We start from the raw sequence: 13,244 nt of genomic DNA, 5'->3' as shown, positions 1-13,244 counted from the left end.
GGGAACACGACATCCCCGCGGCTTTCGATCCGCGGGGATGTCGCCTTTCGGCCTCGGCGGATCGACAGCGATTCGCCACGGCCGCTGTGTGTATCGCCGAAACGCGCCGTGGTGACGAGCGGGGATGCCGCCGACCGTTTATGCTGTTCGCGGAGATCGCCGACGGGGTACAGGTAGCGGGTAACCAGTTTCACGAACGTTAACCACACTGCCATTCCGCGCCGACACGATGATCACCCAAACATGGTCGGAAGCCCCAGGGTCGGGGCTGGCTGAACTGGAGCAGTATGCGGTTGAAGAGGATTGCTGCCGCCACCGCAGTGGCCGCGGCTACAGCGCTGGGCTCGATGACCGGTGTCGCGTTCGGAAGTGGTGCCGCGGCAGCCGATCCGGGTTGCCCCGATCTGTATGTTGTTGCGATCCCCGGTACCTGGGAGACCGGTAAGGATCGCCCGGAGGACATGTCCGGTCCGGGCATGCTCGCCGGTGTGACTCGCGGGCTGCCGGGGTCGGTGGACGTCGACTACGTCGATTACGCCGCCACCGCCTTCCCGTGGGAGGGCGATATCTACGGTGCGTCCAAGAAGCAGGCCGTCGACAACGCGCGCGGTCTGATCGGCAGCATGGCAGCCCGTTGCGGAGCAACGCGTTTCGCCATCGTCGGGTACAGCCAGGGCGCCGATGCCGCGGGTGACCTCGCGGCCGAGATCGGTACCGGAATCGGCGTGGTGCCGCCCGCCCGGGTGGCCGGCGTGGGCCTGATCTCCGATCCGCGGCGGTCGCCGACCGATGTCCAGGTCGGCCCGTTGGTCGGCGGGGCCGGCGCCGGTGGGCCGCGGGTGGGTGGCTTCGGCTTCCTCAGCGACCGGGTACGGACCATCTGCGCCGAAGGCGATCTGTACTGCGCCACCGACGACACGGACTACCTGTTCCGGATGGCGGGCTTCCTGGCCCAGGCGTCGGACCCGAGCCCGCTCAACCTGTGGCGCTACCAGATGGAGGCCGGTTCGATCATCGGCGACCTGATGGCGCACGGCGGCGTGGCCACCCTGGGCTCGCAGCTCACCGAGGACGCCAACAAGGAACGGATGCAGCAGCTCACCGACTTCTACGGTTCCGGCGCGCACACCTCCTACGGCTTCTACCGGGTCGACGGCGGGCAGTCCGCGATCGGCTGGATGCACAACTGGATCGCCGGCATGGTCTGATCCGCCGCGATATACACCGAAGGCCACTCCCGTTGCGGGAGTGGCCTTCGCTGTTCTCGGCGACCGGAAACTACCGGGCGCCTGCGGTATTCGTCAGCCGAACGAGCCGGTGGGCGGCGGGAAGCCGGGGCCGCCCGGCCACGGGCCGGGGCCACGGTCGTGGTCCCACGGGCCGTCGTGATCGTGATCCCAGGGACCGTGGTCGCGGTCGTGGTCGCGGTCCCAGGGACCGTGGTCGCGGTCGTGATCCCAGGGACCGTGGTCGTGGTCGCGGTCCCACGGACCGTGATCGTGGTCGTGGTCCCAGTCGATCGCGACGGCATTCGGGGTGGCGTCGTCGGTGGCGGCCAGTGCCGGCGCGGCGACCGCGGCCAGCGGTGCGGCCAGCAGGGCGCCGGCGACCGCGATGCGGGCCGTCATCCGGCGGCCGGTTGTCTTGGTGGAGCGCAACACAATGCCTTTCTGTCGAGAACATGAGTCACGCCTGTGCGGCGGCTCATGGTTCTCCATGCAAGGGTGGATTTCTGAACGACACGTGCGATCAACCTTAAAGTCCGCTGGGAATCGGAGCCGACGACTTGACGTGATGTCCTAAATGCGCCAACGAATTTCGCGTGCAGGCCTCTGAAATGCCGAGAGCCACATCCGCGTGGATGTGGCTCTCGTTGTCACCGTTCGGATTCGACGGCGGCCGATCGGCGGATATCAGCCGAACGAACCGGTGGGCGGCAGCGGCGGCAGCGGCTGATCCGGGCCGGGGCGGCCGTGGTCGTCGCGCGGGCCGTCGCGGTGATCGCCCGGGCCGCCGTCGTGGTGATCGCCGGGGCCGCCGTCGTGATCATGATCCCAGTCGATGGCGATCGCGGTCTGCGGCGAATCCGGGGTGGCGGCGGACGCGGACACGGCGAGCGCGGTCAGCGGGGCGGCGAGCACGATGCCGGCGACGGCGATACGGGCCGCCATCCGGCGGGACTTCAGGGTGGAAAGCAACGTCATGGCCTCTCTGTCGGTCGGCCGCCGATCCGGCGGCCACACGAACCATGTAACCGGGCCATGCTTTGATCGAATTAGCAGTGCGCTGGTAGATCGCTGGGAACCGTGCTCCGGATCAGGACTGGGACAGGTTGCGCGGCAGCAGGTCCCAGACGTGACCGTTCTCGTTGACCGTGGCCACCGTGCGACGGCCGGTGCGCGACTGCAGGATCCGGGTGATCGAGCAGTAGTCGATCGGAAAGGTCAACGGCAGTTCCAGTTTCAGCAGATGTGCCAGCGTGGTGTTGACCACGCCGCCGTGCGCGAAGGCCACCACGGTATCCGCCGGATCCGCCGCCGCGATCACCTCGTCGACGGCCGCCCGCACCCGGGCGACGAATGCGGGACCGTCGATCGACTCCGGCAGGTAGCCCGCCTTGATCCGCTCGTAGGCCGCCTGGGTGTTCAGGTCGCTGTCGCGGGCCTGTTCGATCGGCAGATACAGCGGCAAGCCGAGATCGTATTCCGCGAGCCCGTCGACGATCTCGACCTCCAGGCCGAGCTTCTCCGCCAGCGGCGCCGCGGTCTCGCGGGCCCGGCGCTGCGGGCTGCTCACCACCCGGGCGATCCGATGGTGGGCCAGCGCCGCGGGCACCCGCGCGGCCTGGGCCCAGCCGATGTCGGTCAGTTCCGGGTCGGCGATCCCGGTGGACGTGACCACCCGTTGCGGCTGGGCGTGGCGAACGAAGACGAGTTGCATGTCATTCACTGTGCCGTACCCGATTCGCCCGGTCGCCACGGACCCGGCTCAGCCCTGCGAGGTCCGGGGTTTGACCAGCGGGAACGGCAGCGTCTCACGGATGCTGCGACCGGTGATCAGCATGACCACGCGGTCCACGCCGACACCCAGCCCGCCGGTCGGCGGCATCGCGAATTCCAGGGCCTGCAGGAAGTCCTCGTCGAGTTCCATCGCCTCCGGATCGCCGCCGGCGGCGAGCATCGACTGCTCGGTGAGCCGATCGCGCTGCTCCAGGGGGTTGGTCAGCTCGCTGTACGCGGTGCCGAGTTCCACCCCCCAGGCGACCAGATCCCAGCGTTCGGCCACGCCCGGGATGCGCCGATGGGCGCGGGTCAGCGGCGACACCGAGGTGGGGAAGTCGATGTAGAAGGTCGGCAGTTCGGTCCGGGACTCCACCAGATGCTCGTACATCTCCAGCACCACCTGACCCGCGTCCCAGCCGTACTGGTACGGCACGCCCGCCTTGTCGCAGAGCACCCGTAGTCGTTCCAGATCGGTGTCGGGGGTGACGGTTTCGGCCAGCGCGTCCGAGATGGCGCCGTGCACCGTGCGCACCGCCCAGTCGCCGGAGATGTCCACCTCGGCGAGGGTGCCGTCCGGTTGCGGCCGCATTGCCACGCAATGGCCGTTGGCGGCGGTCGCGGCGTTCTGGATCAGCTGCCGGCAGGCGTGCATCATGCGCTCGTAGTCGCTGTGCGCCTCGTACGCCTCCAGGATCGTGAACTCCGGGTTGTGGCTGAAGTCCACGCCCTCGTTGCGGAACACCCGGCCCAGTTCGAACACCTTCTCCACGCCGCCGACGCACAGCCGCTTCAGGTACAGCTCCGGCGCGATGCGCAGGTAGAGATCCAGGTCGTAGGCGTTGATGTGGGTGGCGAACGGCGTGGCGTTGGCGCCGCCGTGCACCTGCTGCAGCACCGGTGTCTCCACCTCCAGGAAGCCCCAGAGGGTGAGGGTGTCCCGCAGCGATTTCATCACCGCGCTGCGCTTGGCGAGCACCTCGCGGGTGTCGGTGCTGATCGCCATGTCGACGTAGCGCTGCCGGACCCGGGCCTCCGGATCGGCCAGACCGCGCCACTTGTCGGGCAGCGGGTGCAGGCATTTGCCGATCATCCGCCAGTCGACGGCCAGCAGCGAGAGTTCGCGACTGTGGCTCTCGCCGATCTGGCCGCTGACCTCGATCAGATCGCCCAGGTCGAAGAATTCGTCGAATTCGTGTAGTCGCGCCGGGCCGACCCGGCCACGGTCGATGACGAGCTGGATCTCCCCGGACCAGTCCCGCAACAGGGCGAACATGACGCCGCCGTAGTCCCGGATGCGCAGCAGCCGCCCGCAGACCCGCACCGTGGTGCCCTTCGGTGAGCGCCGGGCCGAGGCGATGGTGTGGGTCGGGGGATAGGCCACCGGATAGGCGTCCATCCCGGTCTCCGCGAGCCGCCGCACCTTGTCCATCCGGACCCGGACCTGTTCGGGCCGGCGGGCGACGGCCTGCCGCCGTTCCGCGGGCGGCAACTCCGGCGGACTGCCGTCGGCGTGCAGTCCGCACAGCGCCGCGGGCACCGACGGATGCAGGCCGGTGTGCTCCATGGCGTCGGGCTGTTTACCGAAGCGCGGCAGGAAACCTTCGGCCAGCGCGCTCGCGACGCCGACCCGCAGCAGTTGGCGGCGCTCCTCGAACAACAGGAAGCGCGGCACCCACAGCGGCTGGTACTTCACGTTGGAGCGGTACAGCGCCTCCAGCTGCCACCAGCGGGAGAAGAACATCAGCACTCCGCGCCACAGCCGCAGCACCGGGCCGGCGCCGATCCGGCCGCCCTCCTCGAACACCGAGCGGAACACCGCGAAGTTCAGCGAGACCCGGGTGATCCCGTACTGCTCCGAGGTGAGCGCCAGCTGGGAGATCATCAGTTCCATGATTCCGTTGGGCCCCTGGGGATCCCGGCGCATCAGGTCCAGCGAGACGCCGGTGCGGCCCCACGGCACCAGCGACAGCATGCCCCACACCCGGCCGTCGCCGTCGTCGCCCACCCCGGCGTCGGGGGTCGCGGGACCGACCGCCTCGACCAGCAGGCAGTTGCCGTCGAGCGGATCGCCGAGGCGGCCCAGGGCCATCGAGAAACCGCGCTCGGTCTCGGTGTCGCGCCAGGTGTCGGCGCGGGCGATGACTCGCCGCAGTTCCGCGCCGGACAGTTCGCTGTGCCGCCGGATCCGGACCGTGATGCCGTGCTTGCGCAACCGATTGGCGGCCTGCCGGACCTGTTTCATGTCCGGGCCCGCCAGCGAGAACGCGCGGGTGTCCAGGATCGCCTCGTCGCCGAGCCGCAGCGCCGACAGCCCGGCGCGGCGATAGGCGTTGGCGCCGAGTTCGCTCGCGCCCATCACGGCCGGCGCCCAGCCGTACTGATCGGCGACCCGCAGCCAGGCGTCGACCGCCTGCGGCCACGCCTCGCGCAACCCGATCGGATCGCCGGAGGCCAGACATACCCCGAGTTCCACCCGGTAGGTGACCGCCGCCTTGCCGCTCGGCGCGAACGCCACCGCCTTGTCGCGGCGGGTCGCGAAGTAGCCCAGCGAATCCTCGACATCGGAGCGTTCCAGCAGGCCGCGCAGCGCCGACTCGTCGACTCCGGTCATCGCGTTCGAGGACCGCTGCGATCGGAACAGGACGGTCGCGGCCGTCAGCAGCGCCATCGCGCCGAACAGGCCGAGCAGCAGATTCACCCAGTGCCGGGGGCTGCCGTCGAAGTTGTCGGTGTCCACCAGGATCGTCGCGGTGACCTTCGCGAGCGCCCACAGCGGGCGTTCCACGCCGCGCGGCAGGCTGCCGGGGAACAGCTCCACCAGCCCCCAGCCCAGCAGCCAGCCGATCGCCAGCCCGCCGGCCAGCACGCCGAGCGCCTTCCACACCGCGCCGCGCCGCACCTGGGTGTAGAACTCGGGCCACGCGGCGACCAGCAGGACCACCACCACCGCGTGGACGACGAACGCGGCCAGCGCGTTCCAGTCCCGCTCGTCGGTGAAGTCGAGGGTGTTGGCGACCGCGAACAGGGCCATATAGCCCACGACCAGCCACCAGGCGATGCGTTTGCGGCCCGCGGTCGCGCCGGCCAGCAGCCCGATCACCAGGGCCCAGACCAGGCTGGTCTCCGGGGCGTCGAAGTAGTAGGCGTCGATGTACCGCCGCGGCACCGCGATGATGTATCGCAGCCCGGGGGAGATGCTCCACAGCGCGCACAGGACCGCGAAGATTCCCAGCACCAGTCCCGCTAGGTGTGGCACCTCGCCGAACCGGCCGTGGCCGCGATGCGGCACCTCCGGCGAATCCGGGCCTCCCCGGTCGCCCGGCTCGGCGGGCGGTGGGGTGGCAGTGCCGTACTGCCGGTCCTGCGTCGACGTCACCGAACCAGTGTGAATGTTGTCCTCACTCGATCGCAGAAGGTCGTCGGGTATGTCCGCGCCGCCGCCCGGCTCGGCGACTTCCCGGTCGCGGGGGTCGGATTCGGTTCCTCCCGTGCGGGAAGGTAAAGATGTACCCATGTCGGATCCAGTCGATGTGCCGATCGATGACGACGTCATTCGCCTCGGGCAATTCTTGAAGCTGGCCAACCTCATCGAGTCGGGCGCGGAGGCCAAGACGGTGATCGCCTCGGGGCTGGTCCGGGTCAACGACGAGGTCGAGTTGCGGCGCGGCCGGCAGCTGCATTCCGGTGACGTGGTCGCGCTGGCCGGGCACCAGGTCCGGGTCGTCACCGTCGGCTGACCGGCGCTCGCTCATTCGGCGCGGACGACGATCCCGTCGTGATCGCTGTAGAGCACATCGCCCGGCGTGAAGGTGATGCCGCCGAATTCGACCGGCACATCGCGTTCGCCCGATCCGGTCTGCGTGCTCTTGCGCGGGTTGGTCCCCAGCGCCTTCACCCCGATGTCGAGGGTCCGCAGCACGGCCGAATCGCGGACCGCGCCGTTGACGATCACCCCCGACCAGCCGTTGGCGACCCCGCGCCCGGCGATGATGTCGCCGACCAGCGCGGTGTGCACGCTCGCGCCGCCGTCGACGACCAGTACCCGGCCCTCGCCCGGTTCGCTGAGCGTCTGCTTGACCAGCAAATTGTCCTGAAAACAGCGGATCGTGACGATGCGGCCCGCGAACGCCTCGCGACCACCGAACTGCGTGAACTGGGTGTCGCAACTCCGGATGTCGGGACCGATCTCGTCCGCGAGATCGGCGGTGGCGACTGTCTTTGCTGTTTCGGTCACGGGAGCAAGCTTGCCACGACTGGGTCTCCGGCTCCCTGAGACCTTTCTGCCGGAATTCTCGAGATGCCTCGAGACGCGGGTTGTTCCGGATCCGGAGGTGGTATTGCCGAGCGGGGCGAACGGTGTTGCCGAGCGGCGGATCGCGGTCAGGCGGTGACCGCCAGCGCCGCGGCGAGACCGTACACGATCGCCATCGCGAGCACCTCGGTCACGGCGCGTCGCAGCGAACCCTCGGCGCCGATCCGGTGCGCGGCGGCGCGCGGCACCCAGGTCCGCCGCCACCACCAGCCGAGGACCAGCAACTCCACCAGCAGCGCGGTCTTCGCCAGCAGGATGTGGCCGTATCCGGTGGTGAGCAACGGGCTCAGGCCGTCGAGCCGGACCAGCGCGTTGCAGACGCCGGTCGCGGTCACCGTGAGCGCGGCCGGCATCGCCCAGCGCGAATACCGCGGCAGCAGCGCGGCCCAGTCGCCACGGCTGCGGATCACCACGGCCAGCGCCACGAGCAGCCCGAACCAGGCCGCGGCGGCCACAGCGTGCACGGCCGCCAGCAGCGAACCGAACGGCTGCTGGGACATGTGCCCGGTGATCGGCCGCAGCGTCAGCGTCACCGCGGCGAACACCAGCACCGGGTCGGCGACCGCGCGGGCGGGCCGGCGGAAGGCCGCCGCGCTGTAGGCGGCGATCGACCCGGTCCCGATCAGGACCGCGATCCCGACCTGCCCGGTGCTGACCTTCGTCAGATAGGTGCCGAACTGTGCGGCGGCCAACCGGATCACCGGCACCCCCGCGACCTCGGCCGCCTGACAGCCGAGCAGAACCAGTTCCAGCATCGCCCACAGGCCGGCGAGCGCGGCCAGCGGCCGCCAGGCCGGCGGGGTGCCCGGTCCCTGCAGCCGGGGCAGCAGGGCCAGACCCAGCACGGCGGCCCCGGCGCAGTCGGCCAGCCCCCGGACGGGCGCCTCGAACTGCACCGGAGCGGGGGCGGCCAGCATCCAGGCCCAGCCCGCCCCCACCAGCGCGGCCGGGACGACCAGCAGCAACGCCGAACGCCGGGCGCCGGAGCCACCGCGGGTCGTCTGTCCGGTCACTACGCCGCCGTACCCTTCCCACGGCCGCGGGGTCCGCCGAACAACGCGAACAGCAGGCCGCCGCCGAACAGTACGACCGCGGCCACGATGAACACCCACAGCGGGACGCCGCCGGAATCGTGGCCGGCGACCGGATTACCGTCGGCGTCCGCCGCCTTCGGCCCCGGCGTGCCGGTGCCCGCGCGGGTCAGCGTGAAACTGCGGGTGCCGCTGACCGGATGACCGTCGGCGGAGGTCACCCGGTAGGCGACCGTGTACTTGCCGGGCGGGCCCAGTTCGCCGACCGGCACGCTGATCACCGGTCCGGAGATCGCCGGTTGCCCCTTCGACCACAGATTGCCGTCCGGGCCCACCACGGTGAGCGCCGGAAAGCCGGTCTGCAGGTTCTCGTTGAACGTCAGACTGACCTGAGCCGGTCCGGTGTCCAACTGCGCGCCGTCGGCCGGATCGGTCGACACCACGATCGAATGCGCGGCCGCCGGGCCCGCGGCCGACACCGCGAGCCCGCCGAACAACAGCCCGGCCACCAGGCCGGTGAACACTCTCCGGATCACGACCGACGTCCTCGCAGCACGCTGCCGAGCCCGAGCGCGGCGCCCAGCGCACCGAGCGCCAGGCCGATCCCGCCCAGCCAGCGCGCGGTGTCGTCGGAACCGTGCTCGTCGTCGTGCGCGCCGGCCGGGGTGGCGCTCATATGGCCGTGGTGATCGCCGCCCGCCGCCAGGGTCAGCGCGGGTGCGGGATGTTCCGGTTCCTGACCGTCCGCGCCCATCGGCTGATTCCAGTCGACGACCTTGCCGTCGCTGTAGGTCTGGGAGGCCGGCAGGCTGACCGAATCCTGTTTCGGCAGCGGGCCGACCGAGAGCACGAAGCGCTGGAAGTGCCCCGGACCGATCCCCGGATTGCCCGGGTCGGCGGTCCAGGTGACCGCGACGACCTGATTCTTGTCGTTCTTGTCGACCTTGGCGGTCCACCCGGCCAGCGGTTCGGTGAGCGCCGAGGACACTCCCGGCAGTTGCACCGACAACTTGGTGGTGGACGCGGTCTCCGATTCGGTCGGCACCCGGAAGGTGACGACTCCGTAGCCGCCCTGGGTCGCGCCTGGGGCATCGGCGGTGACATGGGCGGCGGCGGTCCCACCGGCCAGCAGGGTCAGCCCGGCGACGGCGCCGGAGGCGAGCAGGGCGCGCGACAGCGCAACAGACATGAGGATGCTGCTTTCTCTGTGAGTGCGGGATTCCGGACGGAATCCCTCGAGGTGTCGGCGGATCAGGCCGGCACCGGCGGCGCGCGAGCAGCGATCGCGCCGAGACGGAGAAAGCGGGGGACATGCACCGGGCTGCCCGGCCAACGCGCCGGAGCCAGCGGCGGAGACAGCGGCCGGGGCCGATCGGTGACGGCCCGGATCGCCCGGGAGACAACGGAGTACAGCCGCTCGGCCACCACCAGGAGCAGCGCGCACAGCAGGATCGCCAGGGCGTGGGCGAACAGCATGGCATGCCCGGACGATGCGAACATCGCCGCGGCGGGAGACGAGAGCCGGCCACCTGCGGCGTGTTCGTGCCCGATCAGGCCCGACAACGCTTCGTGCCCGGCCCATTGGCCGGCCACGAGAGCGGCGAGCAATCCGGCCCGCCCGGTCGCCAGCGCGAGCGACGGCAAGGTCATCGCGATCGCGCCCACCACCGCGGCCACCGAGCACACCAGCATCAGGGCGGTCGAATTCGGAAAGCCGCCGCCGGCGAGACCGTGCGCGGCCACCGCGAGCCCAGCGGAGATTGCCCCGGCCGCCGCGCCGCGTGACTCCGCGAGCCCGGCGTCCGCGCGCGGGTTGCGGGCGCGCTCGGAGCTGGGCCGTCCCCACGGCATTCGCTTTCGACCGGTCCGGCCGCGCACTTCCGGCCGATCCGGGTCACCGGTGCGGCGGGAGCCGGTGGTCGGGATCCGATGACGTCGCGCCGATCTGGACCCGGCGGGCGCGGAGCCCGGGGTCGTCGATCGGTGGTGGTCACCGGAGGTCATCGGATTACTTCTCGGCCGGGATGTGGATGCTAGGTGGGATCAGTGCACGCCGAGGCGGGTCAGCAGGTCGGCCTCGACCTCGGCCAGTTCGTTCGAGATCGACTCGTGGACGGCGGTGCGGCGGGTCGCCGGCATGCGGTCGGCGGTGCGGACGGCCGCGGTCAGGCTGTCGAGGCGGTCGCGGGTGGCGGCGGCGAACTTCGCCGCCTCGTCGTCGCGGGCGCCGTTCTTGTTGCCCCGGGAGCGGCCGGCCTCGGCCCGCTTCGGCTCGGATTTCCGCTCCAGCTCGGCCAGGGTCCGTTCGGCATTGGCGATGCGTACCTGCAGTTTCGCGCCGGGACCGGAGTAGTCGGCGAGCTGATCGACGCCGATGCCCAGCTCCCGGGCGCGGCGGGTGTCGAGTTGCCCGCGCACGAAGGTCGCCGCGCGGTAGGCCAGCGGGGCCAGCACCGGCACCAGGATCCGGGCCACCCCGAGGTATTTGCGGACCTGGCCGACGCTGAACAGATCCCGCTCGGCCTTGTCGGCGGCCTTCAACGCCGCCTTCTCCTGCGCCTTCAGCGTCGCCACCTGCTGCTTGGCCACTTCGCGCTGGGTGCGCAGTTCGGCGCGATCGCGCCGGCGCGAGTTGCGGGCGCCGAGCCTGGCCTCCAAGCCGGCCTTGTGCTTGAGGGCTTTCGCCTCGGCTTTGCGGTTCGCGCGCCGCGAGCGCTTGGTGAACAACCCCATGGGTAGGCCCTCCGTCATGCTGGTTCGCCGTGGGCAGGTGGTCGTCAGCCGATGCGCCTGCCCACGAGCCACACGGTTTGGGATTACCCTAACCGGTCGCGGTGACGGCCCACGAGGGACCGGTCCGCGCCACCGCCGCCGGTGACGCGGACCGATTCGCTCACAGCGACTTGGTCAACCGCTCGGTCAGGATCTTCGCGAATCCCGCCGGATCCTTCAGCTCGCCGCCCTCGGCGAGAATCGCGGTGCCGTACAGCAATTCGGCGGTCGCGGTGAGGTCCGCGTCGGTACCGGCGTCGGCCTCGGCCCGGTTGCGGCCATAGGCGTCGCGCAGGCCGGTGACCAGCGGATGCGCCGGGTTCAGCTCCAGGATCCGCTTGCTTTGCGGCAGCTCCTGGCCCGAGGCCCGGTACATGCGTTCCAGCTGCGGGGTGAAGTCGAAGACGTCACCGACCACGCACGCGGGCGAGGTGGTCAGCCGCGACGACAGCCGGACCTCCTTGACGCTCTCGTCGAGGGCCTGCTGCAGCCACTTCAGCACATCGCCGAAGTCCTTCTCCTGCTGTTCGCGCAGCTGCTCGGAGGACTTCTTCTCCTCCTCGGTCTCCAGGTCGACCTCGCCCTTGGCGATGGACTGGAACTGCTTGCCCTCGAATTCGGTCACAGAGCCGACCCACATCTCGTCGACCGGATCGGTGAGCACCAGCACCTCCAGGCCCTTCGCCCGGAACGCCTCGAGATGCGGCGAATTCTCGATCTGCTGCCGGGATTCACCGGTCATGTAGTAGATCTTGTCGTGGCCCTCGGGCAGCCGCTCGAGATATTCGGCGAGGGTGGTGAGCTCCTCGGTCGAATGCGTCGACGCGAACGACGAGACCTGCAGGATGGTTTCGCGATTGTCGAAGTCGGAGAGCAGGCCCTCCTTGAGGACCCGGCCGAATTCCGCCCAGAAGGTCTGATACTTGGTCTTGTCGCCGTCCTCCGCGCGGCCGGCGTTCTGCAGATCCTTGATCGTCGACAGCACCTTGCGGACCAGCCGCTTGCGGATCATCTGGATCTGCCGGTCCTGCTGCAGGATCTCGCGGGACACGTTGAGCGACAGGTCCTGCGCGTCCACCACGCCCTTGACGAAGCGCAGGTACTCCGGCATGAGTTCTTCGCAGTTGTCCATGATGAACACCCGGCGCACATACAGCTGCACACCACGCTTGTGTTCCCGGGTGAACAGGTCGAACGGCGCGCTCGACGGGAGGAACAGCAGTGCCTGATATTCGAAGGTGCCCTCCGCCTTCATCGGGATGATCTCCAGCGGATCGTCCCAGGCGTGCGAGACGTGCTTGTAGAACTCCTTGTATTCGTCCTCGGACACCTCGCTGCGCGGCCGGGTCCACAGCGCCTTCTGCGAGTTGAGGGTTTGATCCTCGATGATCGTCTTCTCTTCGGCGTCCTCGCCGGTGCCCTCGGTGACGGTCCGCTCGACCTGCATCCGGACCGGCCAGGCGATGAAATCCGAGTATTTCTTGACGATTTCGCGGAGTTTCCACTCCTGCGTGTAATCGAAGAGGTGGTCCTCGGGGTCGGCGGGCTTGAGCCGCAACGACACCGAGGTGCCCTGCGGCGCGTCCTGGAGGGTCTCGATGGTGTAGCCGGAGCTGCCCGCGCTCGACTCCCAGCGGGTGGCGGTGGCCTCGCCCGCCCGGCGGGTGGTCAGGGTGACCTGGTCGGCCACCATGAAGGTGGAGTAGAAGCCGATACCGAACTGGCCGATCAGCTCCTCGGCGGCGGCGTCGGACTTACCGTCCAGCAGCTGCTTCCGCAGTTCGGCGGTCCCGGACTTGGCCAGCGTGCCGATGAGATCGATCACCTCGTCGCGCGACATGCCGATGCCGTTGTCGCGGACGGTCAGGATCCGGTTCTCGGTGTCGACCGCCAGTTCGATGTGCAGATCGCTGGTGTCGACCTCGAGGTCCTTGTCCCGGAACGACTCCAGCCGCAGTTTGTCCAGTGCGTCGGACGCATTCGAGATCAGCTCTCGCAGGAATGTGTCCTTGTTCGAATAGACCGAGTGGATCATCAGTTCCAAAAGCTGATGGGTTTCGGCCTGAAATTCCAATTGTTCGACGTGATCGGTCACGCCGACATAATACGACGAGCCGGTGACCGCTC

Annotated in this window: 13 protein-coding genes; 2 read left to right on the top strand and 11 right to left on the bottom strand. The window is 69.6% G+C overall.

From position 1 onward, the window contains the following. The first annotated feature begins 287 nt into the window (after positions 1–287). A complete protein-coding gene (locus NRB56_RS12690) occupies positions 288–1,208 on the top strand; it encodes a cutinase family protein (RefSeq protein WP_153341655.1) in 921 nt (306 codons plus the stop codon). A 93-nt stretch (positions 1,209–1,301) separates the two neighbouring features. Here the strand turns inward: NRB56_RS12690 and NRB56_RS12685 are convergent, their stop codons facing one another. The 4 genes from NRB56_RS12685 to lysX all read right to left on the bottom strand — a co-directional run bounded on the left by NRB56_RS12685 (position 1,302) and on the right by lysX (position 6,378). Beyond that, the gene (locus NRB56_RS12685; protein WP_319942914.1) at positions 1,302–1,661 is read right to left on the bottom strand and encodes a hypothetical protein; all 360 of its coding nucleotides are present in this window, start codon (positions 1,659–1,661) and stop codon (positions 1,302–1,304) included. Positions 1,662–1,913: 252 nt separating this feature from the next. Continuing rightward, the gene (locus NRB56_RS12680) at positions 1,914–2,204 is read right to left on the bottom strand and encodes a hypothetical protein (RefSeq protein WP_227837612.1); all 291 of its coding nucleotides are present in this window, start codon (positions 2,202–2,204) and stop codon (positions 1,914–1,916) included. 112 nt (positions 2,205–2,316) lie between these two features. After that, a complete protein-coding gene (locus tag NRB56_RS12675) occupies positions 2,317–2,940 on the bottom strand; it encodes a histidine phosphatase family protein (protein WP_153341653.1) in 624 nt (207 codons plus the stop codon). Positions 2,941–2,988: 48 nt separating this feature from the next. Continuing rightward, positions 2,989–6,378, bottom strand: a complete 3,390-nt coding sequence (lysX, locus tag NRB56_RS12670) for a bifunctional lysylphosphatidylglycerol synthetase/lysine--tRNA ligase LysX (RefSeq protein WP_406603471.1) — start codon at positions 6,376–6,378, stop codon at positions 2,989–2,991. Positions 6,379–6,514: 136 nt separating this feature from the next. Here lysX and NRB56_RS12665 point away from each other — a divergent pair, with 136 nt between their 5' ends. Further along, positions 6,515–6,739, top strand: coding sequence for an RNA-binding S4 domain-containing protein (locus NRB56_RS12665; protein ID WP_153341651.1), 225 nt, complete (start codon positions 6,515–6,517; stop codon positions 6,737–6,739). Between the two features lie 11 nt (positions 6,740–6,750). Here the strand turns inward: NRB56_RS12665 and rraA are convergent, their stop codons facing one another. The 7 genes from rraA to htpG form a co-directional block, all read right to left on the bottom strand. Further along, positions 6,751–7,236 (bottom strand): ribonuclease E activity regulator RraA, encoded by a 486-nt coding sequence (gene rraA / locus NRB56_RS12660; RefSeq protein WP_319942913.1) that lies wholly within the window; start codon positions 7,234–7,236, stop codon positions 6,751–6,753. Positions 7,237–7,382: 146 nt separating this feature from the next. Next, the gene (locus NRB56_RS12655; RefSeq protein WP_319942912.1) at positions 7,383–8,327 is read right to left on the bottom strand and encodes a CopD family protein; all 945 of its coding nucleotides are present in this window, start codon (positions 8,325–8,327) and stop codon (positions 7,383–7,385) included. Next, entirely contained in the window at positions 8,327–8,881 is a 555-nt protein-coding gene (locus NRB56_RS12650) for a copper resistance CopC family protein (protein ID WP_319942911.1), read from the bottom strand. The genes NRB56_RS12655 and NRB56_RS12650 overlap by 1 nt, the downstream gene beginning before the upstream one ends. Continuing rightward, entirely contained in the window at positions 8,878–9,534 is a 657-nt protein-coding gene (locus NRB56_RS12645) for a YcnI family copper-binding membrane protein (protein ID WP_153341649.1), read from the bottom strand. Before NRB56_RS12645 ends, NRB56_RS12650 begins: the two co-directional genes overlap by 4 nt. A 62-nt stretch (positions 9,535–9,596) precedes the next feature. Next, complete coding sequence (locus tag NRB56_RS12640) at positions 9,597–10,196, bottom strand: hypothetical protein (protein WP_153341647.1); 600 nt, start codon at positions 10,194–10,196, stop codon at positions 9,597–9,599. 192 nt (positions 10,197–10,388) lie between these two features. Then, positions 10,389–11,078 (bottom strand): DUF6474 family protein, encoded by a 690-nt coding sequence (locus NRB56_RS12635; protein ID WP_153341645.1) that lies wholly within the window; start codon positions 11,076–11,078, stop codon positions 10,389–10,391. Between the two features lie 160 nt (positions 11,079–11,238). Continuing rightward, the gene (gene htpG, locus NRB56_RS12630; protein WP_319942910.1) at positions 11,239–13,212 is read right to left on the bottom strand and encodes a molecular chaperone HtpG; all 1,974 of its coding nucleotides are present in this window, start codon (positions 13,210–13,212) and stop codon (positions 11,239–11,241) included. Between the last annotated feature and the right edge of the window lie 32 nt (positions 13,213–13,244).

The sequence above is a fragment of the Nocardia aurantia genome (genome assembly GCF_009604425.1).
GTDB classification, from domain to species: domain Bacteria; phylum Actinomycetota; class Actinomycetes; order Mycobacteriales; family Mycobacteriaceae; genus Nocardia; species Nocardia aurantia.
The sequence above is the reverse complement of the archived record's forward strand: the minus strand, read 5'-3'. Positions and strand labels throughout refer to the sequence as shown.